The sequence below is a fragment of the Acetobacter aceti genome, from assembly GCF_002005445.1.
GTDB lineage: Bacteria > Pseudomonadota > Alphaproteobacteria > Acetobacterales > Acetobacteraceae > Acetobacter > Acetobacter aceti_B.
Genome location: NZ_CP014692.1, coordinates 1,558,984 through 1,584,819 on the forward strand (window position 1 = coordinate 1,558,984; position 25,836 = coordinate 1,584,819).

General features: G+C 57.0%; 23 protein-coding genes. 11 read left to right on the top strand and 12 right to left on the bottom strand.

The genetic code is table 11. The features are described 5' to 3' along the window. Positions 1-91: 91 nt before the first annotated feature. The 5 genes from A0U92_RS07010 to A0U92_RS07025 all read right to left on the bottom strand — a co-directional run bounded on the left by A0U92_RS07010 (position 92) and on the right by A0U92_RS07025 (position 4,912). Positions 92-2,059, bottom strand: a complete 1,968-nt coding sequence (locus tag A0U92_RS07010; protein ID WP_077812604.1) for a lytic transglycosylase domain-containing protein — start codon at positions 2,057-2,059, stop codon at positions 92-94. Further along, positions 2,056-2,646 (bottom strand): TerC family protein, encoded by a 591-nt coding sequence (locus tag A0U92_RS07015; protein ID WP_077812605.1) that lies wholly within the window; start codon positions 2,644-2,646, stop codon positions 2,056-2,058. The genes A0U92_RS07010 and A0U92_RS07015 overlap by 4 nt, the downstream gene beginning before the upstream one ends. A 273-nt stretch (positions 2,647-2,919) precedes the next feature. Continuing rightward, complete coding sequence (locus A0U92_RS07020) at positions 2,920-3,390, bottom strand: DIP1984 family protein (RefSeq protein WP_077812606.1); 471 nt, start codon at positions 3,388-3,390, stop codon at positions 2,920-2,922. A 50-nt stretch (positions 3,391-3,440) separates the two neighbouring features. After that, a complete protein-coding gene (locus A0U92_RS17725; protein WP_187668883.1) occupies positions 3,441-3,587 on the bottom strand; it encodes a hypothetical protein in 147 nt (48 codons plus the stop codon). A 515-nt stretch (positions 3,588-4,102) separates the two neighbouring features. Continuing rightward, positions 4,103-4,912, bottom strand: a complete 810-nt coding sequence (locus A0U92_RS07025; RefSeq protein ID WP_077812350.1) for an IS5 family transposase — start codon at positions 4,910-4,912, stop codon at positions 4,103-4,105. 474 nt (positions 4,913-5,386) lie between these two features. Here A0U92_RS07025 and A0U92_RS17250 point away from each other — a divergent pair, with 474 nt between their 5' ends. After that, entirely contained in the window at positions 5,387-5,875 is a 489-nt protein-coding gene (locus A0U92_RS17250) for a hypothetical protein (RefSeq protein ID WP_149026404.1), read from the top strand. A 32-nt stretch (positions 5,876-5,907) separates the two neighbouring features. Here A0U92_RS17250 and cysG read toward each other — a convergent pair whose 3' ends face one another. Both cysG and A0U92_RS07035 read right to left on the bottom strand, forming a co-directional pair. Then, positions 5,908-7,314, bottom strand: a complete 1,407-nt coding sequence (gene cysG / locus A0U92_RS07030; RefSeq protein WP_077812607.1) for a siroheme synthase CysG — start codon at positions 7,312-7,314, stop codon at positions 5,908-5,910. A 25-nt stretch (positions 7,315-7,339) separates the two neighbouring features. After that, the gene (locus A0U92_RS07035; RefSeq protein ID WP_077814299.1) at positions 7,340-7,870 is read right to left on the bottom strand and encodes a UPF0262 family protein; all 531 of its coding nucleotides are present in this window, start codon (positions 7,868-7,870) and stop codon (positions 7,340-7,342) included. A 436-nt stretch (positions 7,871-8,306) separates the two neighbouring features. On the opposite strand from A0U92_RS07035, the gene guaB reads away from it, so the two are divergent. The 5 genes from guaB to trpC all read left to right on the top strand — a co-directional run bounded on the left by guaB (position 8,307) and on the right by trpC (position 14,056). Continuing rightward, positions 8,307-9,785 (top strand): IMP dehydrogenase, encoded by a 1,479-nt coding sequence (gene guaB, locus A0U92_RS07040; protein WP_077812608.1) that lies wholly within the window; start codon positions 8,307-8,309, stop codon positions 9,783-9,785. An 88-nt stretch (positions 9,786-9,873) separates the two neighbouring features. Further along, positions 9,874-11,166 (top strand): RsmB/NOP family class I SAM-dependent RNA methyltransferase, encoded by a 1,293-nt coding sequence (locus A0U92_RS07045; RefSeq protein ID WP_077812609.1) that lies wholly within the window; start codon positions 9,874-9,876, stop codon positions 11,164-11,166. Between the two features lie 50 nt (positions 11,167-11,216). Further along, positions 11,217-11,813, top strand: a complete 597-nt coding sequence (locus A0U92_RS07050; RefSeq protein WP_077814300.1) for an anthranilate synthase component II — start codon at positions 11,217-11,219, stop codon at positions 11,811-11,813. Between the two features lie 30 nt (positions 11,814-11,843). Continuing rightward, complete coding sequence (gene trpD, locus A0U92_RS07055; RefSeq protein WP_077812610.1) at positions 11,844-13,037, top strand: anthranilate phosphoribosyltransferase; 1,194 nt, start codon at positions 11,844-11,846, stop codon at positions 13,035-13,037. A 161-nt stretch (positions 13,038-13,198) separates the two neighbouring features. Continuing rightward, on the top strand, positions 13,199-14,056 hold the full coding sequence (gene trpC, locus A0U92_RS07060) for an indole-3-glycerol phosphate synthase TrpC (protein WP_077814301.1): 858 nt from the start codon (positions 13,199-13,201) through the stop codon (positions 14,054-14,056). Positions 14,057-14,138: 82 nt separating this feature from the next. On the opposite strand, the gene A0U92_RS07065 is transcribed toward trpC, so the two are convergent. Beyond that, positions 14,139-14,828, bottom strand: coding sequence for a class I SAM-dependent methyltransferase (locus tag A0U92_RS07065; protein ID WP_187668885.1), 690 nt, complete (start codon positions 14,826-14,828; stop codon positions 14,139-14,141). 221 nt (positions 14,829-15,049) lie between these two features. Further along, the gene (locus A0U92_RS07070) at positions 15,050-16,489 is read right to left on the bottom strand and encodes a helix-turn-helix domain-containing protein (RefSeq protein ID WP_077812612.1); all 1,440 of its coding nucleotides are present in this window, start codon (positions 16,487-16,489) and stop codon (positions 15,050-15,052) included. A gap of 382 nt (positions 16,490-16,871) precedes the next feature. Here A0U92_RS07070 and pdhA point away from each other — a divergent pair, with 382 nt between their 5' ends. The 5 genes from pdhA to A0U92_RS07095 all read left to right on the top strand — a co-directional run bounded on the left by pdhA (position 16,872) and on the right by A0U92_RS07095 (position 22,868). After that, on the top strand, positions 16,872-17,882 hold the full coding sequence (gene pdhA, locus A0U92_RS07075; RefSeq protein WP_149026537.1) for a pyruvate dehydrogenase (acetyl-transferring) E1 component subunit alpha: 1,011 nt from the start codon (positions 16,872-16,874) through the stop codon (positions 17,880-17,882). A 5-nt stretch (positions 17,883-17,887) separates the two neighbouring features. Then, positions 17,888-19,246 carry a pyruvate dehydrogenase complex E1 component subunit beta gene (locus tag A0U92_RS07080; protein WP_077812614.1) on the top strand — a complete coding sequence of 453 codons (1,359 nt, stop codon included), beginning with the start codon at positions 17,888-17,890 and terminating at the stop codon, positions 19,244-19,246. 12 nt (positions 19,247-19,258) lie between these two features. Beyond that, positions 19,259-20,509, top strand: a complete 1,251-nt coding sequence (locus A0U92_RS07085; protein WP_077812615.1) for a pyruvate dehydrogenase complex dihydrolipoamide acetyltransferase — start codon at positions 19,259-19,261, stop codon at positions 20,507-20,509. 67 nt (positions 20,510-20,576) lie between these two features. Continuing rightward, entirely contained in the window at positions 20,577-21,986 is a 1,410-nt protein-coding gene (gene lpdA, locus A0U92_RS07090; protein WP_077812616.1) for a dihydrolipoyl dehydrogenase, read from the top strand. Between the two features lie 171 nt (positions 21,987-22,157). Then, on the top strand, positions 22,158-22,868 hold the full coding sequence (locus A0U92_RS07095; RefSeq protein ID WP_236748303.1) for an HAD family hydrolase: 711 nt from the start codon (positions 22,158-22,160) through the stop codon (positions 22,866-22,868). A 21-nt stretch (positions 22,869-22,889) separates the two neighbouring features. On the opposite strand, the gene A0U92_RS07100 is transcribed toward A0U92_RS07095, so the two are convergent. From A0U92_RS07100 to A0U92_RS18255, 3 genes are all read right to left on the bottom strand, one after another. Then, on the bottom strand, positions 22,890-24,368 hold the full coding sequence (locus A0U92_RS07100) for a mannitol dehydrogenase family protein (RefSeq protein WP_077812617.1): 1,479 nt from the start codon (positions 24,366-24,368) through the stop codon (positions 22,890-22,892). A 759-nt stretch (positions 24,369-25,127) separates the two neighbouring features. Continuing rightward, on the bottom strand, positions 25,128-25,343 hold the full coding sequence (locus A0U92_RS18250; protein WP_236748304.1) for a hypothetical protein: 216 nt from the start codon (positions 25,341-25,343) through the stop codon (positions 25,128-25,130). Between the two features lie 46 nt (positions 25,344-25,389). Next, positions 25,390-25,815 (bottom strand): dihydrodipicolinate synthase family protein, encoded by a 426-nt coding sequence (locus A0U92_RS18255; protein ID WP_236748305.1) that lies wholly within the window; start codon positions 25,813-25,815, stop codon positions 25,390-25,392. Between the last annotated feature and the right edge of the window lie 21 nt (positions 25,816-25,836).

The following is a 25,836-nucleotide window of genomic DNA, read 5'->3' on the forward strand; positions in this document are numbered from 1 at the left end:
TTTTGGAGGAACGTGCGGTTGCGCCGGTCTTCTGATCGGTCGTTTCCAAGATTGTCTCCGGAACTGTTTCTGTCAGAGGTGGAAGTTTCGTTTAATGCTTTCTCTGCGTCGCATATACAGCGATGCTTTCCCAGACGCGCTGCACGTAATTGCGCGGCTCTTCCAGCGGAATCTGCTCGATCCAGTCAATGAAGGCGTCCTGATCGGCGCCGGTACGGGCTGGATCGCCCCGGGTTTCAAGCCACTGGCTGACACGATGTGGACCGGCATTATATCCGGCGGCGGCATATTCCACCACATTGCCAAGCCGGTTATAGACGCGGCTCAGATAGGCTGTGCCAAGCTGCATGTTCAGTTCAGGCTGATGCAGGGCAGGAATGGTGACGGAGCCTTCGCCCATCTGATGCGCGGTTTCCCTTGCTGTGGCGGGAAGAAGCTGCATCAGGCCGATCGCGTTGGACGAGCTGACTGCATCGGGATTGAAGTTGCTTTCCTGCCGCATCAGAGCCAGTGAAAAGCCGTAAGGCAGATCCAGGGCAGGCGGCTGGAAGGGTTTCGGCCAGCCGTAATCAGGCAGACTGACGCCGTCCTTGCTGGCCTTGCGGGCGACCGCCACGCCGATGTCGGGAAGGCCGAGGCGTGTCGCCAGCGCTGCAATGGCTTCGCGGTCCTGCGGATCATTATCCTGTGCCAGAAGCAGGGTCAGGAAATCCCGTGCGTGCGTGGCGTCATTCCACGAGACGAGAATTTGCGCGGCGCGGGCGAGTTCGCTGCCATCCAGACGGGTGACGATGGCGGTCGCCGCATGTTCGTTGCCAGCGCTTGCTGTTCTCCACTGACGCAGGGCCGTGACAAGGGCTTCCGGGATTTCCGCTGGAGCAAGAAGCGTGTTGCCCGCACCCGCGAGTTTCGCAACCGCCATCTGGCCGTAGAAGGTTTCCGGCGCTTCGGCAGCCAGCCGCCAGTTGGCTCTGGCGGAGGTCATGTCGCCTGCCTGAGCCCGCGCCTGACCGAGCCAGTAGAACCCGCGCGCGCGGCTCAGGATGGATGGTGTTTCGGTCAGTTTGCGGAAGTGCGGTTCGGCGGCAGCAGGATCATGCAGGGCGCGGAGGGCGATCCAGCCGCTCAGAAAGAGGGCATCCGCCCGATTGCGGTCGCTGGTCTGCCGCGTGTCGTCGGCCAGAAGCAGAGCGTCTGCCGACCGGTTCTGATCAATCAGATCGCGGGCCAGTCTGTCGCGCTCTGTCCAGAACCGTCCTCGTGCGTCGGGAGCAGTATTCTCTTCGGTCCGGAAGCCGCTTGCCCGCCACAGGGCCAGAGCCTCATCGGTGCGACTGTTCTTTTCCAGCCAGTGGGCATGGTCGAGAAAGAGAGTCGCGTCGTTTGCGAGTGCAGGTGGAACCTGCGCCAGCAGAGCCTCAGCGGCGGCATCATTCCGTCGCAGGGCGAGACGCGCGGAAGCCAGCGCGGTGTGATCGCTGTCTAGGGACGCGATCGTCTGGGCGGCGGCCTGGATCTGTCCATGACGCTCTTCACGCTCGAAACGTACCCAGCTATCGGCAGGCGTCAGTGCTGAGCCGAACAGCGACTGAAGCGTGGACGCATCCTGCCGGGTGTCATTGCCGTCACGCCATGCCGCAATCCCGGCTGTGCGTAGTGATGCTGATCCACCCATCGCCTGCGCGCAACGGTCGAGGGCGGACCCGCTTCGGGGTGTCTGCGTGCGACATAGATCGGCGGCGATTGCGTTGTCCGGCTCTGCGGTCAGGGCGCGTTCATAGTGGGCCTGAATGACGGACCAGCGTGGCCAGACAGGACGGGTTGCGAGAAAATCGGCGTAGGTGCGGGCAGGGATGGCGGCGTCGTAGGACGCGACCAGTTGAAGCCATGTCGTCAGTCGTCCCGCAACGGTATCGACCTGACCTGTACCCGCCGTCTGCTGTTCGCTCGGCCATGGACCGGGGGTGCCGGACGTTTGGGACAATGCGTGAGGGGATGTTGAACAGGCGGAAAGGAGGACTATCAGGCTGACCGGGAGAAGCTGGCGGAATCTGTTCATGAGAACTGCCCCAGCACTTCGCCGCCACCCTTGTAAACCAGTTCTACAGCGACGCCGAAGACGACCAGCAGTCCGATCCACGCGATCCAGCGGAAGCGTTCGAGCAGTCTGGCGATCATGGTCGCGGCGAAGGCCATGAGCAGGATCGAGATGGCCAGTCCGCTGACCAGCACCCAGATGTGCTCGCCGGCGGCGCCTGCGACGGCCAGCACGTTATCGAGGCTCATCGACAGGTCGGCGATGATGATCCGGGTAATGGCCGAGCGGAGACCGCCGGATGTGGGGTTGCTGTCACCGTCATGATCTTCCGAGGTCTGCAATTCCCGGTACATTTTCCAGCAGACCCAGAGCAGCAGCAGCCCACCAGCAAAACGCAGCCCGATGATTCCGAGTAGTTGTGTGGCGATAAGCGCCAGCCCCAGACGGATCAGGGCGGCAGCGGCGACGCCGATAAAGACAGCGATTCTGCGTTGTTTTGTCTCAAGTTTCCTGACAGCCAGTCCCACAACAATGGCGTTGTCTCCTGCCAGAGTAATGTCGATCAGAACGACCTGGACAAGAGCCGTCAGGGAGGAGAGCGAAAGCATGGGCCTGCTATAGCGCAGGAAAGGGGAAAGCGACCAGTCCGCAGACTCGCGCTTTCCTCAATTCTCCGCGTCCTTTTTCCAATCCCCGAACCCACCCTCGCTGAACGCCGGAAACCTGTTCGTGGTGATAAAGGTAAGATGTGCCCTGTGCTGGTGTCAGGTGTGATGGACCTGCTCGGTTAATGCGGATTCGCACCGCTTTGATGTCCCGTATCAAACTGGGAATTCCCGGTCTGCCCTTCCGGGAGGGTGAACACGCTTTTCCGGTTTCAGCTACCGTGTCTGGTTATGCTCCAGCCATGTCTGTTGTCCAGTTGGCGGACTGAATTTTCGTATCCAGCGCACGCAGATCCCGCGACAACTGATCGATTCTTTTCTGAAGAGCGGAGACTTGACCGTCGCGACGAATTTGATCTCTGATCGTGTCTGCGCCGAACGGATAACTGTCGCGGCAGACGCCGTATCACGCAGCAAAGTAACCATCGCCTTGAGTCGATCCCGTTCCGCCAGAGCATCGGTCATGAAGCCTGTGTCGAAAGGTGTGGTGGCGTTTGTGTGGTTGATCGCAACGATCAGATCGCGCAGCTGGCGGGCTGATTTTTCATAAACGACCATCAGTTCATTGGGATCTTCAGGAGGCGTGTCACCTTCCTGCGCCAGAGCCGTTTTCCGGATGCGGACGGCAAGCTGTTCCATCTGCTTCTTGGTGTCGCTTCGCAGAATGAGGGCTTCGGCAAGTTTCATGGTCACTCTTCTTCAGGATGAGTAAGAATACATGAGGCTTCCGCAACGTTTCAAGAGGCTGTGACACCACGTGGTGTTTCACCACCTCGCCCGAAGATGAAGGGGGCACCACCTTTTGCTCGGCGGATGAGTTCGTCATTGATGGCGCGCTGTCGCAATCCGACACGAAAAACAGCAACGTCGTTCCTCGCGGTCATCCACATCGCGACCGCAGCAGACTGGATCAAGCCATGACAGGCCCTAAACACGTAGTAACCTGAATTTTCAGACGTTATCTTGCTTGTTCATTATTTTTCTTATATGGCTGAATAATAAGAATATTGTGTTGTATATTGTGCAATTTTTGTGCGGGTTGCCTGTGTTATGTTTGGCATAAAAAAATACTATATTTATATTTTGGTTCTTTTTTTTGCGTGAGTTTGTCTTTTGCTGAAATTGCTCAGGCTCCAAAAAATGCGGACTACTGTATTCCAGCAAAGCAATATATATATTTCAAGGAGGGGAGTGATATTCCTGTTGGTCGGGCATTTGAAATATTGAAGTATGTATCGGAGACATCTGTAAAACAATATAGTTACGTTCTTTTGGAGGGTAGCTTTGATAAAAATGAAAAACCTTATGATAAAAGTCTTTCCTCTAAAAGATTGAATAAGGTTATATACATACTGCGGAAACAGGGTGTTCCTGAGAATTATATCTGGTCTAGAAGGTGTTATGCACCTTGAGCGAGTATAGCGGCGTTTCTGAGCATGAAGCATGCGAAAGCGACGACATGGAGACTTGCGAGTGTTGAGGCATAGCGCTCGTAATCCTTGACGAGCCTACGGCATCGCGTGGCCCATGCGAAAGATCTTTCGACGACCCAGCGACGAGGTAGCAGAACAAAACCGCGCTTGGCCTCGGGCAATTTGACGACCTCAAGGGCGATACCGTGAGCCCGCGCTGCCTCTGCCGGCCTCTCACCCGTATATCCCTGATCGACATAGGCCAGTTCGACGCTTTCGTCCGTCACTTCCTGAATGGCGGCAGCGAGGCGTCCGACCTCGGCGCGATCGTCCCGATTGGCTGGCGTGACGTGCAGGGCCAGCAGATGGCCAAACGTGTCCACGGCCATATGCAGTTTCGAGCCCTTTTTGCGTTTGGCCCCATCATATCCGGCGCGTGCCCCGCTCTCCGGCGTCGAACGCAAGGTTCGGCTGTCAAGAATAGCCGCCGTGGGTTCCGCCTTGCGGCCTGAGGCCATGCGCAGCACAGCACGCAGGTCAGACGCCAGCGCTTCGAAGCAGCCTGCCTCCATCCAGCGACGGGATTGCTGATAGACCGCCGACCAGGGCGGCAGATCGTTCGGCATGGCGCGCCAGGCGATCCCGTAGCGGATCACGTAGCGCAACCCGTTGAACAGTTCGCGCAGATCATGCCGCCGCTGTTCCGCGTCCTCTCGCATCAGAACCAGATACGGAACAACCAACGACCATTCTTCGTCTGACACGTCAGAGGGATACGGCTTGCGAGCTTGCTTCATTCAGCATTACTGAAACAATCACGCGCGAAAGTACATAACACCCTCTAGAGATAATTTTGATAAAAGTACAAATACGGGTTCCGAGCGTGATTTTGCAGGAAAGTCTCCCGAGGCTCGAGTTGTGACTGCTTATATGCCTGATGAATACAGATTTTGCAGGAAAAAAGAAAAGAAAGATGCAGGTGACTATTTGAAAAAATATTGCACAAAAAAGAATACAATTCTTCTTGTGATTCGGCGATTGAGGATTTGGTGCAATGAGCCATCTTGGTCTTGATTTGAAATCATTGAGAAAATAAAATGAAAATGTTTATGTTAGTGATATGGTGGCTGTGTATTTGATTTGTCAGCGACTTCCGACTCAAACCTGAAAGTTCGAATTGTGCAGGCTATTGATTTGGGGTTTTCTGTAAAAAGAAAATCTTCCGAATTGCGTGTAGCTTGTAGTATTTTAGAAAAAATATTGATCCTAGATTGAAGATATTTGATGATATTAATAGATTTTACGCGCCGTTCTCTCCTCCATTTTTAGGAAATGCAACTAACGGAGCGAGTGTTTGGGAGGCTCCTGACTGTGAGTATATTTTAAAAAGACAGAGTCCCGATAAAAATCGAGCAATCAATGATTATGAAAAATGTCGTTTAGAATCTGCTCCGCTAAATAGGCCTAAGCGTAAACTGTGGGTAAATCCTTATGGAGGAAGACTTTTTATATCAGATGATGTGTTTTCGTATGGTGCTCTTATTAATATTGTTTGGCACGAAATACATCATTTAACGACAAGAGAACACCATTTGACGGATTCTGCTCCTTATTTGACTCCAGGTGATCCTTGGCCTGCTGCGATAAAAAATATTGCAGAATCTTTCCCTGAAAGAACCAGAGATCCAGTTACAGGCGAAGAGGTGTCCGTAGGACAATCATCATGGTCTTTTCTTGTTCATGAGAATAAATCTTTATAAGTTTCCAATATGATCCCAATCCAAGCTTTGGATCACGCCACACGGTGTTTCACCACCTCACCGACAATGATCAGTGCCGGACTGCGGAAATCCTGTTCGATCGTAAGGCGGGGCAGGGATGTCAGATCGGCGGTAATCACGCGCTGATCGGGTTGCGTGCCTTTTTCAATGACGGCGGCTGGCCATGTAGGGGGCAGACCGTGCGTCATCAACTGCTCACACAAAGAAGCGATGCCGCCGAGTCCCATATAGATCACGACTGTCTGGCCACGCAGCGCGATGGTGTGCCACGGCAGATCGAGTGTGCCGTCCGCACGGGCATGTCCGGTCAGGAACAGGCACGACTGCGCGCAGTCCCGATGTGTGAGCGGTATTCCGGATGAGGCGGCGCACCCGTTGGCGGCGGAAATGCCCGGCACGACACGGAATGGCACGCCCGCCTCCATGAGCGCCTCGATCTCCTCGCCACCACGCCCGAAGATGAAAGGGTCGCCGCCCTTCAGACGCAGCACGCGCTCGCCTGCCTTTGCGCGGCGGATGAGTTCGTCGTTGATGGAAGGTTGCGGCAGTGCGTGGTTGGCTTTCTGCTTACCGACGAAAATCCGTTCCGCATCGCGACGGACCCGGTCCAGAATGTCCGGCGGCAAGAGATGGTCGTACAACACGCTGTCGGCGTTCTGCATCAGCCGCAGGGCTTTCAGCGTCAGAAGATCGGCGTCACCGGGGCCTGCGCCGACCAGCCAGACTTCACCCCCCCCTTTTTCATCCGATGCGAGACGATCAAGGGTTGTGGAAGCGCCGCTTTCATCCCCTGCCAGAGCCTGTTCCATGCCCCTGCCATCCAGGAAATTCTCCCAGACCCGGCGGCGTGTTTCCGGTGAGGGGTGGATCTGGGCCATCTTCCTGCGGGCGTTCTGCATGAAGCGGGAGAGGCGGCTGATGCCTGCGGGAAGCATGGCTTCGATGCGTTCGCGGATGCGCCGCGCGAGCACCGGGGCTGCGCCGGAGGTGGAAATCGCCACCATGACCGGGCCACGTCGCACGATGGCGGGGGTGATGAAGGAGGACGGATCGGGGTCGTCCACGGCGCAGACGGGAATATTCAGGGCCTGTGCGAGTTCCGCGGTCAGATGATTGACGGCTTTGTCGTTTGTCGCCGCGTAAACCAGTCTTGCGCCCGGCAGGTGTGTTTCCAGCACCGCGCGGGTGGCCTCTGTGGCGATGTGTTCCACGCGCCCGGCGTGCAGTGCTCTTTGAAGCTCGTCGCACAGGGTCGGAGAAATCACAATGATCCGCGTGTCTGTCGCCAGCAGGAGAGACACCTTGTTTGCGGCGACCTCACCACCTCCAATGACAAGCGCCTTTGTCGTATTGTCGAGACGAAGCACGACCGGAAACCAGATATTTCTTGATTCTGCGAGAAGATCGTTCGCGGTCATGGGGCTCCGGTTAGGGAAAGAAGGTTCAGCCTCGCTGACTCAGGAGGCACATCAGGGTAAAAAGACGTCGCGCTGTCGGCAGGTCCATGGCGATCTTGCCGGTAAGCCGTTCGATCAGCAGGTCCGACGCCTCATCATGAACACCCCGTCGTCCCATGTCGATAGCCTGCACTTTGGTGCGGTTTCCTTCTTCCATCGCGGCTTCGAAACTGTCGATCATCAGAGCGTAATCCTTGATGAGGCGACGGAAGGGCGAAAGGGAGATGACATGCGCGTAGAGCGGCACGTCTTCTTCATTCCGGACGTCGAAAACCAGTCCCGACAGACCCTGAACGGCGATATGCAGGATGAAGGGGCCTGTCAGCCCTTCCGGACGGAAATGGGCGGTCTGACAGAGATCAAGGATGGCCTGCTCCCGGTCCTTGCGGCGCTCGGGATGGGCATCGGTGGCGGGATCGAGCGCGCTGTCAAGCACAACAGCCATGATGGCGTCCGGGCGGTCAGGAGAAAGGGTAGGTTCGTTCCGATGGCCTCGGTTGTGAAGAAGCTTTGTCACGCCTGTGTCTCCTCCCGATGCCGGGATTCTTCTGTTCTTGTTTTTATGGGCGATGAATCCAGTCTGGAATGAAAGGCCGCACCGCCATTTCAGGTTGGCACAGACTGACCTGCAAATCTTGCGAATCTTTCGAAAAAGACAGGTGAAATTCTGCAAAATTCCACGAGGGAAATCACACTCACGTGACATCATTGCTCTGGTTGTTCTTGTCAGCGTCCGGCAGAGTGCTTATGAGGAGCCGCCAACGGTGGGGAACCCGCGGCAGAGTGTCACGACCGCCCCTTCAAACTGACCAACAGCGCGGATAAAGCGTTGTGGTGCCGATTCCCGGTATCAGAGGTCTGAAGAAGCTGGTTTGGTCGGGGAAGCCGGACGCCTATTCTGTCCTGCGCATGAATCCGGGATGCCCGCAACACAGAGAGGGGTCCCGCGCGCCATGGCCATTTCACTTTACGATCGTATTACAGACGCCCTCGCATTCGATGACGTGCTTATGGTGCCTGCGGCGTCCGACGTGCTGCCTGCGCACGCTGACACCCGCACCCGGCTGACCCGCACCATCGACCTCAATATCCCGCTTGTTTCCGCAGCGATGGACACCGTCACCGAATATGCGATGGCGATCGCCATGGCGCAGCACGGCGGCATGGGCGTCATTCACAAGAATCTGGAAGCCGAGGAGCAGGCCGAGCAGGTCCGTCGCGTGAAGCGCTTCGAATCCGGCATGGTCGTGAACCCGGTGACTGTCGGACCGGACCAGACGCTGGCCGAGGTCCGTGCGATCATGAGCCATCACGGCATCAGCGGTCTTCCGGTGGTGCAGCCCGGCACGCAGGAACTGATCGGCATCCTCACCAACCGTGACGTCCGTTTTGCGACAGACCCGAGCAAGAAAGTCAGCGAACTGATGACGCGCGACAATCTTGTCACCGTCCGTCATGGGGCTGACGCCAACGTCGCGCGGCAGTTGCTGCACACGAATCGTATCGAGAAGCTGCTGGTCGTTGATGACGCCAACCGTTGCGTCGGCATCATCACCGTCAAGGACATGGACAAGGCCGTGGCGCATCCGCTGGCCATCAAGGACGGTCTGGGCCGCCTGCGTTGCGCCGCCGCGACAGGTGTGGGTGATGACGGGTTCAGGCGCGCCCAATTGCTCATTGAGGCTGGCGTGGACGTGGTGGTGATCGACACGGCGCATGGTCATTCCTCGGGCGTGCTGCGGGCTGTCGAGCGCGTCAAGGCAGCGAACAGCGAAGTGCAGATCATTGCCGGCAACGTGGCGACACCGGAAGCGGCCCGCGCCCTGATCGACGTTGGCGCGGACGGTGTGAAGGTCGGCATCGGGCCGGGATCGATCTGCACGACCCGTGTCGTTGCTGGCGTCGGTGTGCCGCAGTTCTCCGCCATTCTGGAAACGGCGGCCGCGTGTCACGAGCAGAACGTTCCGGCCATTGCGGACGGCGGTGTGCGCACATCGGGTGATCTGGTGAAGGCGCTTGCCGCTGGTGGCGATGTCGTGATGGTCGGCTCGCTGCTGGCCGGCACGGAAGAAGCGCCGGGCGAGGTCTTCCTGTATGATGGTCGTTCCTACAAATCCTATCGCGGCATGGGTAGCCTTGGCGCGATGGCGCGCGGTTCCGCGGATCGCTACTTCCAGCAGGAAGTGAAGGATACGCAGAAGATGGTGCCGGAGGGGATCGAAGGGCGCGTGCCCTACAAGGGTGCGATGGGCGCTGTTGTGCATCAGTTGGTTGGCGGTCTGAAAGCGGGCATGGGCTATACCGGCTCCGCCAATATTCAGGCGCTCCAGACCAGAACGCGCTTCCGTCGCATCACCAACGCCGGCCTGCGCGAGAGCCACGTTCACGACGTGTCCATCACCCGTGAAGCCCCGAACTATCGCCGCGACTAAGGCGACGTTTTGCGGTGGAGAGGCTGCGGTCTCTCCACTTTTTTGACTCCACAATTTCCAGACTTCGTATCAGGACGCAGGATACCCGATGACGCCTTCCGCCCGGCTTGCGGCCGCGATCGACCTTCTGACCGCAATGGATGCCGCGCCGCGCCGTCCTGCTGATGCGACAGCCAACAGTTTTTTCCGTGAGAGACGCTTTATCGGCGGCGGTGACCGTCGCGCGATTTCCGCCATTGTCTGGGATGTGCTGCGTCAGTGGCGTCAGGCTGAATGGTTGATCACACAGGTTGGCGGTGAAGCCACGCCGCGTCTGCGTGTTGCTGTCAGGCAGTTTCTGGCGGGTGAAAGTTTCGGCGACATCGCCCAGTCTTTTGTCGAGGGAAAGTTTGCTCCCGGCGCGCTCGCGCGTGATGAGCGTCGTTATCTGGAGACGCTCGCCACGAACAGACCGGACGCGACCAGCATGCCGCGGGCCGTGCGTCTGGAAGTGCCGGACTGGCTCCTGCCGCATCTGGAAGCGACGTTCGGCGAGACGCTGGAAACCGAACTGGCCGCCATGGCCGGAGAAGCGACGCTCGACCTGCGTGTGAATACGCTGCGTGGCGATCGGGAGGCAGCCCGGAAAGCCCTTTTGCGCGATGGTTTCCGGGCCGAATTGACCGAGTTGTCTCCGTGGGGGCTGCGTCTCTCCGGTCGTCAGCCGATAACGGCAAGTGCGGCGTTCAAGGAAGGGCTGGTCGAGATTCAGGATGAGGGCAGCCAGCTGGTTGTCGCCATGCTGGGAGCGCGGCCCGAAATGCGGATTCTGGATTACTGCGCGGGAGCAGGCGGCAAGACGCTCGCCATTGCGATGATGATGCAGAATCGCGGGCATATCGTGGCCTGCGATGTGTCGGTGCCGCGCCTTGAAGGAGCGGTGAAGCGTCTGCGTCGGGCTGGCATCCATAACGCCGAGCGTCATCTGCTGGTGCCGGGCGACAAATGGGCCAAGCGCCGGGCGAAGTCGTTCGATCGCGTGCTGGTGGACGCGCCCTGCACGGGCACCGGGACATGGCGACGTAACCCGGATGCTCGGGTCAGGCTGGAAGAGAACGATCTGAAGGAACTGACCGTCAAGCAGGCGGAGATTCTGGATCGTTCGGCAGCGCTTGTGCAGCCCGGTGGAAGGTTGGTCTATGCGACCTGTTCGATCCTGAACGCCGAGAACCGCGACCAGATCACGGCGTTCCTCGGTCGTCATCCGGACTTTGTCTCGGTTGTGCCGGACGCGCCGGAAGTGCCAGCTTCTCTGGCTGGTTCGTCCATGCTTTCACTGACGCCGGGGCGGAATGGAACCGATGGGTTCTTTGCTGCCGTGCTGGAACGGAAGGAGGGGTGACGTTGTGCTGTTCCGTTGACCGGAACGGCCTGGAACGTCATCATGACGCCATGATCCTGCTGATCGACAATTATGACAGCTTCACCTTCAACCTCGTCCATTATTTTGGCGAGCTGGGGGAGGAGTGTGAGGTCCACCGTAACGATGCGCTGAGCGTTGAAGAGGTGGCTGCCCGCAAGCCGGAAGCCATCGTGCTTTCACCCGGTCCGTGCACGCCGAACGAGGCGGGCATCTGCTGCGACGTGATCCGTGCGCTTGCGCCGACAACTCCCATTCTGGGTGTCTGCCTCGGGCATCAGGCCATCGGTCAGGTTTTTGGCGGCAAGGTGATCCGTGCGCCGGAGCCTGTGCATGGCAAGGTGTGGCCGGTCTATCACGAGAATACGGACGTGTTCGCGGGACTGCCGAACCCGGTCAGCGTTACGCGCTATCACAGTCTGATTGTGGAAGCGTCCACACTGCCAGAGGTTCTGGAACGGACGGCGTGGACGGACGACGGCATCATCATGGGGCTGCGTCATCGCCAGTATCCCGTGCATGGCGTGCAGTTCCATCCGGAAAGCATTGCGTCGGAGGGTGGCCACGACATGCTGCGGAATTTCCTGCACATGGCGCGCGCGTGGAATGACACGCGACGGGCGGCGTAGAATTGTTCCGATGAGTACAGGATGTCGGATATGAACCGGTCTTCCACGACTTCGGCTGAAGCTGAAAGGCAGGAAGCTGCGTCAGGCAGAGAGGAAAGGCTGGAAAGCCTGCCGTCTGCTGCTGAAAAAGAGGCTTTGACTGTGGGACCAGAACGCTTCCGGGAACGCTTCAGGGCGATCCTGCGTCAGATATCCACGAGAGAACCTCTGTCCGAACGGGAAGCTGAAGAAGCTTTCGGTCTCGTCATGGATGGTGTTGCTGACGAGGCGCAGATTGCTGGTCTGCTGATGGGCATGCGGGTGCGGGGCGAGACGCCGGCTGAACTGCTCGGCGCCGTGAAGGCCGTACGCTCCCGCATGCAAGCCCTGCACGCGCCTCCACCGGACGCCATTGATGTCTGCGGCACAGGTGGTGACGGCCATGGGACGCTCAACGTCTCCACGTCCGTTGCGTTCGTGCTGGCGGGACTGGGCGTTCCGGTGGCCAAGCACGGCAATCGGGCGCTGTCGTCGAAAGCGGGGGCTTCCGATGTGCTCACAGCGCTCGGTGTACCCCTGAAGGATGATATCGCCACCCTGGGCGCTGATCTGCGCGAGAGAAATCTGGCGTTCATGGCGGCTCCGCACCATCATCCCGCCATGCGTCATGCAGCCGGCGTGAGGCGGGCTCTTGGTGTCAGGACCCTGTTCAATTTCGTGGGGCCGCTGGCCAATCCTGCCTGTGTGACCCGGCAACTGGTCGGTGTGTCCGATGAGGCCTGGCTTGTTCCGATTGTCGATACGCTGGAAAAGCTGGGTTCGATACGGGTGTGGGCTGTCTGTGGTGAAGTCACGGGCTCTGCGTTGCGCTGGATCGACGAGATCACGCTGGCGGGTCCGACGCATGTGGAAGCCCTGCAGGATGGCGTGCGGCATCGTTTCACGCTGGAGCCGGGCATGGCAGGGCTGGTCGAGGCACCTGTCTCCGCGATTGCCGGGGGTGGGCCGGAAGAGAACGCCCGCGCGCTGGAGGCCTTGCTTCGCGGGTCTCATGGCCCATATCGTGATACGGTGCTTTTCAACGCGGCCTGTGGCCTGCATATTGCGGGCAGAGGTCAGATTCTGAATGATGCCGGGCAGGTAAAGCAGGACGTTCTGCGGGAGCTTGTCGCACACGCGGCGTACTCGATTGACAGCGGTGCGGCTCTGGGCGCGCTGGAAGCGGCTCGCGGGGTTACTGGATAAAACCGCAGGATCACTTTATAGGGATGTGGTATCCCATAACTGGGCTAATGTGCTGCATCGGGCGCGCCAAGTAACCGGCGTGTGAAATGGCTCTGATGACCGCATGAGCGCAATCAGTCAGCGGCAAGGTCATCCAATTCATTGACGAGTACGGAGACATGATGAACGAGACATCGGATCAGGCGCCAGTGACGGCCAGTGCTGAGGCATGCTCCGAACCTTCGGATGTTCTTGCCCGGATTTTAGCGCGCACAAAAGTTGAAGTCGCTCACCGTTCAACGCTGCTGAGTCTGAAAGACATCACGGCGAAGGCGCTTGAGACTCAATTTTCCTCGCGGGGTTTCGGGCGGGCGCTCAAGGACAAGACGGCTGAGTTGGCTCCCGGTTTTATTGCCGAAATCAAGAAAGCCTCTCCGTCGGCGGGCCTGCTGCGTGATGTGTATGACCCGGCAGGAATCGCGAAATCCTATGAAGCGGCGGGGGCGGCCTGTCTGTCTGTTCTGACTGAGAGCTCGTGCTTTCATGGCAGCAATGATGACCTTGTGACGGCGCGCGCTGCCTGTAGTCTTCCTGTGCTTCGGAAGGATTTTATCATTGATCCGTGGCAGGTCTACGAAAGCCGTGTGATCGGCGCGGACTGCATTCTCCTGATCATGGCGATCCTGACGGATGAGGAAGCCGCGGCGCTGGTCGATCATGCCAAGGGTCTTGATATGGATGTGCTGGTGGAAGTTCATTCGGAAGAGGAACTGAATCGGGCGCTCGCGCTCGACACATCACTGATCGGGATCAACAACCGCAACCTCAAGACGCTGACGACCGACCTCGACATGACCATCCAGCTTGCGCCTCTTGTGCCGCCGGACAAGATCATTGTGTCGGAAAGTGGTATCAAGACGGCAGAGGATGTGAAGCGTCTGTCAGCAGTGGGAGCCAGTGGTTTCCTTGTGGGAGAATCGCTTCTTCGCAATCCTGATCCGGGTGAGGCGTTGAAGGCTTTGCTGAAGCCGGTTCCCTGACGGAAAGAGACTGGTTCAGGACTGGAGCGGGTTATCCCTGTAGAAGGGGAGGCCCGTTTTTGTTTTATACAATTCTTGAATTTTACTTATTATCTGACCGTATCGAGATCCAGCTTTTGTTTAATCCACAAAAGCGTTCCCCAATTATTTTGGAATCCGGGAAAAGACAGCTCATTTCCTTGTGAGTCAGGCTATGGGCATCTTCTATTATATGCATTGCTTCTTCAACGGTATTGGCGCGTGGATAATACCCGGTTGCGCGCTTCATCAATATTTTTACACGCAACAATTTTGGTAACCAATGAAAGCCAATCATTTTTGTGTGGAACTCGTATGGGAACCAGAAATTTGGAGTTTGAATATAGTATGCCGGCGCAAGACGACGTGCCTCACGTGCAAATTCTTCCATTTTTTTCCAGGAACGGAGATGTTCTATTGTGCTATTTGAATGAACCAAATCAAATGAATTATCAGGGAACTCTTTCAGATCAGTAGCATCTTTCTGAATGCAGGAAATCCATGTGGTTTCTGATGTGAATTTTTTTAAATTTACAACAGTAACGTTAATTTCTTTTCCTTTTATAAGATATTCAAGGTTTTTCCAGTATTCTGGTGTGCCTCCAAGATCAATTATGTCACATTTATTTTTATCAGCAATAGATTTATTGATTAACGATATAATGTATTTAAATCGTGCAATGCGAAAACGGCTTAAAGGTAAGGGACCATTTTCTCTGTTTGTATTTTGAAAATTTTTTGTGGTGAAAGGCATGTGTGTGTCTCTTAAAAAAAGATAGAACGCATCATTTTTTATTTGTATCTGTGGCAGTGTGTATTTGTCTAGAAAATATCTCAGAATGTAATTTAAGCTTATCATGGTATTGAACTTGTTTGTCATTCTTATCGAAGAAGGCTTTTCAGACATTCTGACGATCGGGCGCCATTATAAGTTGACCCGACGTTTTCAGGTGGTTTTTCACTCCTGATCCTATGTCAGAGAAGCACCCTATAAGGCACAGCGCCTCTCTCATCACTGCTCGGATCAAGCCGGAAGCCGCTGGCGGGGACGGCCCTGTGGCGGCAGTCAATGCGGCTGCATGCCCGACATCCGGGACCAATCGGGACGAAATTTCTGTCGTCATCGATATTCAGGGCGGTCGAATAGATAATCTCAGACGCATGGGTAACGGAACAGCCAAGCACAATGGCCACCCGGCGTGTTCGCTCAAAAAAGGATGTGGGGGGACGCCCAACCGTTCTGGCAACGCTGATGAACACGCTGCCGTCGGTATCCTGTGAGAGCTGTGTCGCCAGTCGTCCGGGGACGGCAAAGCTTTCGAACACGTTCCAAAGGGCGCATAAGCCGCCGAAGCGGGCGCGACTGAAGCGTGTGGCGCTGTAACTTTTCAGGATGTTGCCCGCCACATCGGTCTTGATGAAGTAAAACGGGATGCCTTCCGCGCCGGGCCTCTGAAGGGTTGAGAGGCGGTGGCAGACCTGTTCGAAACTCACTTTGAAACGCCTCTGCAGCAGATCCAGATCGTGCTTCGTCTCTCGGGCGGCCTGTCGGAACCGTCCGTAGGGCAGGATCAGCGCGCCCGCAAAATAATTGCTTATACTGACGCGGACGAGCGCCTGCGCATCGCCGGCAGGCAGGCCCGAGCGGCGGATGGTCTTATCGATGATGCGGCTGAACTCGGTGTTTCCAATCAGTCTGGCAAGACAGAAGGAGCGGCTTTCCTCCGCCATGTCCTCTGACAGATGAAGTGTTTTCTCCCGACGATCAAAGCGCCACAGCGTATCCTGCAACGCGAAATCAGGATTGGTGATCACATTGATATCATGACGATCGAGCAGGTAGCGCTCAAGCGCGATGGAGAGTGGGGCGCTGTCTAAATGCTCTGCTTCATACAGGTCTTCCGCTGCTGTATCGATATCGTGGAAATAGTTTTTCTGGCCCTGCACCCATTCTCCGGCGGCTTCATAGTGAGGTGATCCCAGTGTGTCCGGGATATGAGGAAGATCCTGGCTGGATGTATCGGAGGAAAACTGGACGCGCCGTTCCGTAAGGGTTCGGTAGGAGCGGTACAGATCTATAAAATGGCGGGCCAGTCCGGGGAGTTCCTGAGCGGCCTTTCTGAACTCATCCACCTGAAGGTCGGACTTGAACATGGGGTCGGCAAACACCTCACGCAGCATCTGGATGGTGCGGATTTCCTCATTGTCTCCAAACCAGGAGGCGTCGACGGCGAAAGTTCTGCAAATAGTTAGCAGTAATTGGGCCGGAATCGGTCTCAGATCGTTTTCGATCTGGTTGAGGTAGCTGGACGATATATCAAGCAGGCGCGCCATCTCACGTTGCGTATGACCGAATTGACGCCGGATTTTGCGGATTCTGCTTCCGGCGAAAAGTTTTTTATGACCGATGCTCATGTTCACATTGTACACATTTTTACAGGGGCGTTACTTCAATTTTACACCTTTCCGATGCTTTGCAGAATGTGTTGCCCGAGTTACCAATTCGGCGCGTGATAGTGCGCCTGTCACACTTGTCATAAAAACCCGAGCGAAGGATGAGACGTTGGGAGTGGGAAGCAAATGGAACTCACAACAGAGTCCTTTCCATGGCTGGGATGAAGCAGGATCATGATTGATCGATATGAGATGAAGCCATTTTTGAGATCGGCTCCCTGCTTGGGTTTTTCTGTTTTAAATATATGAAATTAAAAGATATATTTTTATTCAGTGGCTGTTGTTATGCGCCAGATCCTGAAATCGATGAAGCAAAGGTAACTCCATGACCGAACAGAATACTATGGGGCAATCAGGCTCCGCCGACGCGACGGCCGGCCGGAATCATCCCGGACTGACAACGGACCAGCTCAAGCAGGCTTACTACGACATGCTGCTGATCCGTCGTTTTGAGGAAAAAGCCGGTCAACTTTACGGCATGGGCCTGATCGGCGGCTTCTGCCACCTTTATATCGGTCAGGAAGCCGTGGTCGTCGGTCTTCATATGGCCCAGAAGGAGGGTGACAAGGTCATCACCTCCTATCGTGACCACGGCCAGATGCTCGCTGCGGGTCTGGACCCGCGCGGTGTGATGGCGGAACTGACAGGGCGTGCGACCGGTCTTTCGCACGGCAAGGGCGGTTCCATGCACATGTTCTCGCGTGAGAAGAACTTCTATGGCGGCCACGGCATCGTCGGCGCTCAGGTGTCACTTGGCATCGGTCTGGCCTTCGCCAACAAGTACCGTGGCACGGACGAGGTTTCCATCACCTATTTCGGTGAAGGCGCTTCCAATCAGGGGCAGGTTTTCGAGAGTTTCAATCTCGCGGCGCTGCACAAGCTGCCCTGCGTGTTTGTCATCGAAAACAACCGCTACGGCATGGGCACCAGCGTCGAGCGCGCCTCGGCGTCCAAGGGACTGTGGAAGAACGGCGAGCCGTGGGGTATTCCGGGCAAGCAGGTTGACGGTATGGACGTGGAAGCGGTGAACGCTGCTGCGAAGGAAGCCATTGCGCATTGCCGTGCGGGCAAGGGGCCTTACCTGCTGGAAATGTCCACTTACCGCTATCGTGGCCATTCGATGTCCGATCCGGCTAAATATCGCCAGCGCGCGGAAGTGGATGAAATCCGCCAGAATCATGACCCGATCGATCATGTCCGCAACCTGCTCAAATCGGCAGGCGTGGACGACGCCGACTTCAAGGAAATGGAAAACAAGGTGAAGGAAATCGTCGCGGATGCGACCGAGTTCGCCAAGACGAGCCCGGAGCCTGATCCTTCGGAACTGTTTACCGACGTGCTGGTGGGAGAATAAAACGGATGGCTACTGATATCCTGATGCCAGCGCTGTCGCCGACGATGACCGAAGGCAAGCTGGCCAAGTGGAACAAGAAAGAAGGCGACACGGTCTCTTCTGGTGAAGTGATCGCTGAAATCGAGACGGACAAGGCGACGATGGAAGTCGAAGCTGTGGACGAAGGTATTCTCGGCAAGATCCTTGTGCCGGCAGGCACCGAAGGGGTGAGCGTCAACACGCCCATCGCCATTCTGGTCGAGGATGGCGAGGCTGTGCCGGACGCGCCGGCGGCGGGCGGCGGCTCCGCTCAACCTGCGGCGGAAGAAGCTCCGAAAGCGGCTGCTCCCGTGGCTGTCGCCGCTCCTGTCGCCACGGCGACAGGCGAGCCTGAAAAGGACTGGGGCGAGACGAGCGAGATCACCGTGCGTGAGGCGCTTCGTGACGCCATGGCTGCGGAAATGCGCCGTGACGAGGACGTCTTCCTGCTCGGTGAGGAAGTCGCCCAGTATCAGGGCGCCTACAAGGTTTCGCAGGGTCTGCTGGACGAGTTCGGCGAGAAGCGCGTGATCGACACGCCGATCACCGAACATGGCTTCACGGGCATGGCCACGGGTGCGGCGATGACCGGCCTGAAGCCGATTGTCGAGTTCATGACCATGAACTTCTCGTTGCAGGCGATCGACCAAATCATCAACTCCGCCGCCAAGACGCACTATATGTCTGGTGGTCAGATTTCCTGTCCGATCGTGTTCCGGGGTCCGAACGGTGCTGCGGCCCGTGTCGGCGCACAGCATTCGCAGTGCTTTGCAAGCTGGTACGCCCATGTCCCGGGTCTGAAAGTTGTGGCCCCATGGTCGTCAGCCGACGCGAAGGGCCTGCTGCGTGCGGCCATCCGCGATCCGAACCCGGTGATCGTGCTTGAGAACGAGATTCTCTACGGACACAAGTTCCCGTGCCCGGTGGATGAGGACTTCATCCTGCCGATCGGCAAGGCGAAAATCGAGCGTCCGGGCAAGGACGTAACCATCGTGGCGTTCTCGATCAGTGTTGGCACTGCCCTCGCCGCGGCCGAACTGCTGGCCGAGAAGGGCATCGATGCAGAGGTCATCAACCTGCGCACGCTTCGTCCGCTTGATACGGCGACCATCGTCGAGAGCGTGAAGAAGACGAGCCGTCTGGTCACGGTTGAGGAAGGCTGGCCATATGCCGGTATTGGCGCGGAAGTCGCCATGCAGGTCATCGAGCATGCCTTCGACTGGCTCGATGCGCCGCCGGTGCGCGTGGCTGGCCTCGATGTGCCGATGCCGTTTGCCGCCAACCTTGAGAAGCTCGCCCTGCCGCAGCCTGAATGGGTTGTGGACGCCGTTTCCAAAATCGTCTGAGGGAAAGACATCATGGCTATTGATATCCTGATGCCCGCTCTCTCGCCGACCATGACGGAAGGCAAGCTGGCGAAGTGGAACAAGAAAGAGGGTGACACGGTCTCTTCTGGCGAAGTGATCGCCGAGATCGAGACGGACAAGGCGACGATGGAAGTCGAAGCCGTGGACGAGGGTATTCTCGGCAAGATTCTTGTTCCGGAAGGAACGGAGGGTGTGGCGGTGAACACGCCCATCGCCATTCTGGTCGAGGACGGCGAGGTTGTGCCGGACGGCCCGTCCGCAGCCGCGCCGAAGACGGAGAAAGCCGAGGCTGCAAAGGCTGAGGCACCTGCTCCAAAGACTGCTGCTCCTGCGCCGCAGGTGAAGGCGTCGGTAGAGAAGGGGAGTCGCGTATTCGCTTCTCCGCTGGCGAAGCGGATTGCCAAGGATGCGGGCATCGATCTGTCCACTCTGAAAGGCAGCGGCCCAAATGGTCGTATCGTCAAGAAGGATGTGGAGGCTGCAAAGGCTGGCGGCGGTGCTTCGGCACCGAAGTCCGCACCTGTGGCGGCCTATACGCCGGGTGGTTCGACCAGCACGCCGCATTCCACCATGCGCAAGGTCATCGCCCGCCGTCTGACGGAATCGAAGACGACCGTTCCGCACTTCTACGTCTCGGTTGATGTGAAGCTCGACGCGCTGATGGCTCTGCGCAGCCAGCTCAACGCGGCGTCACCCGCCGAGGGACCGGATGCGTTCAAGCTGTCGGTCAACGATCTGCTGATCAAGGCCGCTGCCGTCACGCTGCGTCGCGTGAAGGGCGTCAACGTCTCCTACACGGACGAGGCGCTGATCGAGTATAATGACGTGGACATCTCGGTGGCCGTGTCCATCCCGGATGGTCTCATCACGCCGATCATCCGTCAGGCTGACCGTAAGTCTCTGCGTGAGATCAGCAACGAGATGAAAGATCTCGCCTCCCGTGCGCGTGCGGGCAAGCTGAAGCCGGAAGAGTTCCAGGGTGGATCGTTCTCGATCTCCAACATGGGCATGTTCGGCGTCAGTTCGTTCTCGGCGATCATCAACCCGCCGCAGGCTGGTATTCTGGCCATTGCTGCCGGTGAGAAGCGTGCGGTCGTGAAGCCGGACGGGTCGCTGGGTGTGGCCACGGTGATGACCGTGACGCTCTCGGTCGATCATCGCGCCATCGACGGCGCTCTGGCCGCCAAATGGACGTCTTCGTTCCGCGAAGTGGTGGAAAACCCGTTCACGCTGGTCGTCTGACAGGCCGTATCGTCGGGCGGGCAGGGAGAAGTTCCTGCCCGTCCGACGCTCAATCAGGAAATATCATATGAGCACCACCGATTTTGATCTGATTGTTGTGGGTGGCGGTCCCGGCGGCTATGTGGCGGCTCTCCGCGCGGCACAGCTGAAACTCTCGGTCGCGGTTGTCGAAGCCAACCATCTGGGCGGTATCTGCCTCAACTGGGGCTGTATCCCGACCAAGGCGCTGCTGCGGGCTTCGGAAATCAATCATCTTCTGCATGACCTGGGGCAGTTCGGCTTTGCCGTGGATAATCCACGCTTCGATTTCCAGAAGGTCGTGGGGCGTTCGCGTGCTGTGTCGAAACAGCTTTCGGGCGGCGTAGGCCACCTGCTGAAAAAGGCGAAGGTCCCGGTCTTCGACGGTTTTGCGAAACTGGCTGGAACAGACGGCAAGAAGCGCAAGCTGGCCGTGACCCTGAAGGACGGCAAGTCGGTCACACTGACGGCAAAGAACGTCATTCTGGCGACCGGTGCGCGTGCCCGTAAGCTGCCGGGACTGGAGCCCGACGGCAAATTCGTCTGGTCTTACCGTGAAGCGCTTGTGCCTGATGAACTGCCGAAGCGCCTGCTGGTGATCGGCTCCGGTGCGATCGGCACTGAGTTCGCCTCCTTCTATCGCAACATGGGTTCCGAAGTGACGCTGGTGGAAGTCGCGGATCGCGTGCTGCCGGTTGAGGATGAGGAAATCAGCGGTCTCGCCATCAAGGCGTTCGAGAAGCAGGGCATGAAGGTGCTGACCAGCGCGAAGCTCGGCACGCTGAAGAAGTCCGACACGGACGTTTCGGTCGAGATCGAAGCGGCTGGAAAGAAAGAAACCTATACGTTCGATCGCGTCATTTCAGCAGTGGGTATTGTCGGCAATGTCGAGAATATCGGTCTGGAAGGCACGAAGATTGTCGTGGATCGCACGCATATCGTGACGGACGATCTCTGCCGCACGGGCGAGCCGGGTGTGTTCGCCATTGGTGACGTGGCGGGTGCGCCGTGGCTGGCCCACAAGGCAAGCCATGAGGCGGTCATGTGCGTGGAAGCGATTGCCGGCAAGCATGTGCATCCCATCGACGTGACGAAGATTCCGGGTTGCACCTACTGCCGTCCGCAGGTGGCTTCGGTTGGCTACACCGAAGCGAAGGCAAAAGCGGCTGGTTATCAGGTTCGTGTCGGCCGTTTCCCGTTCATCGGCAACGGCAAGGCGATTGCGATGGGTGAGCCGGACGGTCTGGTCAAAGTCGTTTTTGACGCCAAGACTGGAGAGCTTCTGGGCGCGCACATGATCGGTGCGGAAGTGACGGAGATGATTCAGGGCTATGTCATCGCCCGTAGTGGTGAACTGACGGAGGCGGAACTGAAAGAAACCGTCTTCCCGCATCCGACAATCTCTGAGTCGATGCATGAAGCCGTACTGGCGGCTTATGACGGAGCGCTGCATTTTTAAATAGATCTGGCTGTTCTGGTTTATGACGCTTCTTTCGGGTTCTGAGCCTGAAAGGAGCGTTTTTTACATCCGATTGCGTGGCATTAGTGAATATCTTTTAATTTTCTGGATTTTTCATTTTTTGGCCTCCTGTTGTACACTCGCTTCAAGACAAAAAATACAGGAAGAAAAATGACAGAGCAGATCATTCCAGCCCATCTCCGCAGTGCAACTGCCCTCCCTGTCCATGGGGTGGTGTTCGATATGGACGGGTTGCTGCTCGACAGTGAGACGCTGGCTATGGATGCGCTGGTCGATGCCGGGAAAGACCTTGGCTACGACATTCCGATGAGTTTCTGTCGTTCCATGATCGGCGTGCCTGCGGATGGATGCCGCAAACTGGTGCATGAAGCGTATGGCGTGGATTTCCCCATGGAGGATTTCTTCGCCCGTCAGGAAGTAGTGCTCAGGGAATATGTCGACAATGGCAGGCTGGTTCTGAAAACCGGTGTGCTGCCCCTGCTGGATCTTCTGGATGACTTCCGCATCCCGCGGGCGATCGCCACGTCTTCAAGCCGTTATCGTACGGATCACCATCTGGAACTTGTCGGCCTCGACAAGCGTTTTGACGCGACGGTCACACGGGATGATGTCAGCGCTGGCAAACCTGATCCCGAGCCCTATCTGAAAGCCGCTGAAAAGATCGGCGTTGAGCCGAAATACTGCCTTGCGCTCGAGGACTCCCATTCCGGTGCGCGGGCTGCGCACGCTGCGGGTATACGGGTCATCGTTGTGCCGGATCTTCTTCAGCCAGCCGATGATATTTATGAAAAGGCGCTGGCGATCGTGGATGATCTCACTGTCGTCAGAGCCTATTTGAAGACTATTCTGAAAGCAGCCTGAGGCCACTTTCAGAAACTGCGTTCAGGCTGCGAGTTCACGCAGGACGGAGGGCACATCTTCCTCCGTCAGTCGCCGCAGCAGACCTGCAATCTCCGCTACGATACGATCATGATCCGGCAGAGGCGGCCCAAACACCTCTTCCATGGCGAGGAAGGCTTCCGCCTGTGCCTTGTGATCGTCGCGGGCTTCGGCGCAGATGCGTTGCAAGATCTTCGCCTTGGGGTCGGTCAGGGAAAGCTCCAGCGCGTCCTGATCGTTCAGCGCAAACCAGCGTATCCAACTGGCGATAAGCAGTGATGCCCCGGAAACGGAGCGGCCCGCGACAAGATTGTCCCGCATGGCGCGCATCACCCGGTCAGCCATCTTGGCCGAACCGTTGCGTCCCACCCGCTCTGCGTCATGAACGATGCCGGGATTCTGGAAGCGGACCATCAGCGCCTGCGTGTAATCGTCCAGCTCTTCCGCGGAGAGGGCAATGCTGGCTGTCTGCTCGTCGCGCATGAAACGGGCGGTGATGCGTCCGAGGGAGGGATCGCTGGCGGCTTCCGCGATTGTGTTCAGACCCGCCAGGGCTCCGGTATAGGCCAGCAGCATGTGGCTGCCGTTCAGCATCTGGAGCTTGGCGGCCTCAAAGACAGCGACATCCTGGACGAATTTTGTTCCGGGGTGGGCCTCCCAGTAGGGACGAGAGCCATCGAACGACCCGATGATCCACTGAAACCATGGTTCGGCAGAAACCGGCGCAGCATCGACAATTCCCCCGAGAGCGTGTTTGGCATCGGCGACGTCATCGACGTGACTTGATGGTGCAATCCGGTCGACCATCGTATCGGGGAACTGAACCGCCTCGCCAATCCATGCCGCCAGCCGGTCATCGCCACGCAGGGAGGCGTAATCCATAACGGCCTGCCTGAGGGTTGCGCCGTTATGGCTGACATTGTCACAGCACAGGATCACGGGCGGAACAGCACCACGCTGCTTCACCAGAGCAAGACCGTTCGCCAGAATACCGATGGCCGTGCGTGGATGCGGTGCCGAAAGATCCTGCTGGATTGCCTGCGCTTCCGGGTCGAGCCGTCCATCGGCGGTCAGGTAATAACCGCTGGCCGTCACGGTCAGGGAGACGATGCGTATCCGGGGATCGGCGACGCGTTCAGACAGATCGACCGCCTCGTCACCGGAAAACACCATCTCATGGATGGAGCCGATGACTGAGGCGACGGTCCTGTCTTCAACGCGGGTGAGCAGGGTATAGAGATTGTCCTGTGGCCGGAGCTGGTTCACGAGGTCGGGGCGCCGCATGGTGGCGCTGACAATGCCCCATTTGAGGCCGTCCGGGCCTTCCCGGTTGATGGCCGCCTGCGTTGCGACAGCCTGATGGGCGCGATGGAAATTGCCGCAACCGAGATGGAGAATGCCGGGTGTGAGTTGGGAGAGATCGAACTTGGGGTGGTAGACGTTCTGGGGGAGGTGGGGGAGAGTTTTTCGGCTGAGATACAATGAATTGCTCCTCTTTTTGGTTTTTAAATATGACTGCAAATATATTATTTGTATATATGAATAATTCTGAATTATAATTAATTTTTTATTTAATTATTTTCTACGTGTTGTTTTGTTTTGAACTACATAATTTTGAAATAAAAAACATTACTTACTTAAGTAAAAATAAAAATAATTTTTGAAATAATTAAAATCGTATTCATGTCTGTATCCATGAAGCTGGATATTTATTGCATTTCTCTTCAATATGCCGCTTTGGGTTCGGAAACTGAAGGTCAGTCTATCGAACAGGGTTGGTGGCAATAGATATGCAAGAATGCCATGAAACCTGAATGATATAGAATTATGAGAAGTAATTTCCTCGCAGGATCCAGAACAATCCGACCGTTATGAAAGCGATTACATGTTTGATTCAGGGAATCCTGTCTCTGTTGGCGATACAGATTTGTTCGTCTCTGAAGCCGGAAACCCGAAGGGCAGGGTAATAATCCTGCTGCCTGTCGGCAATGAGGGGGCAAACGGAATGTCGGCTTTCGATTGATTAAGCCTGAAAACAGACGTTGCTATTTATCCTAAAGTGCGGTGCATGCCCTCAGAACATTCTCAACCCGCTTCCGGTCTTGCGATGTTAAAGGCAGAACTGGACGCGGGGCTGGGCGGACGACAGTCCAAGAAGGTTGATGGCAGCATAAGCAACACGTAGGCTTCCAAATTCCCGAAAAAGTGCCCACATTGGTTCCAGCACCTGCTGATACTGGTTTACGGCACGGGCATCGCCTCATGTGCGGCTGTTACAATTGCCTTGGCCAGTTTTGGCAGGAAGCCGCCCAGAACACTGAACCAGCCATCGCATCCGGCAAGCAGGGCTTCCGCCGCAATCCAGTCTCCGCTGTAGCCTATAGCGAGTTTTCCAACTGGACTAGACCGTAGTGCAGCCAGTTCCTGCGCGACCGTACCTTCTGCTGGAGCAGGCATTTTTACTGCGGCGATATTGGAAACGTCCGCCAGCCACTCAAGAAGCTCACGGCTGAACCGGATTGTTGTAGATGCAGAGCGGCAGAGACGTAACTTCGGCGACTGCTTTGTAATGCTGATAGGCTTCTTCCTGCGTCAGAGGCGTGTAGGACACAGGAGCCATCAGCAATCCGTCGGCGCCCTCTGCCGCGACATCGTGTGCAAGGTTCTGGGCATCGTCGGTGCGCAGCGTACCGATCCCCACGATCAGCGGCGTTTTGCCCCCGACTGTTTTGACGGCTGCCCGGATGGCGCAACAGCGCTCGGTACGACTCAGATAGGCATAGATGCCAGTAATTCCCAAGAGGCCGATGGAATCCACTCCATTAGCCGACAGATGTCCCGTCAGGCGCATGACAGCCTCCGTATCCACCACACCATGTTCGTTGGCTGGCGTAATAGGGAAAGCCGAAAGGCCTTGAAAGATTGACATGTTAGTCGTCGGACATGGTTG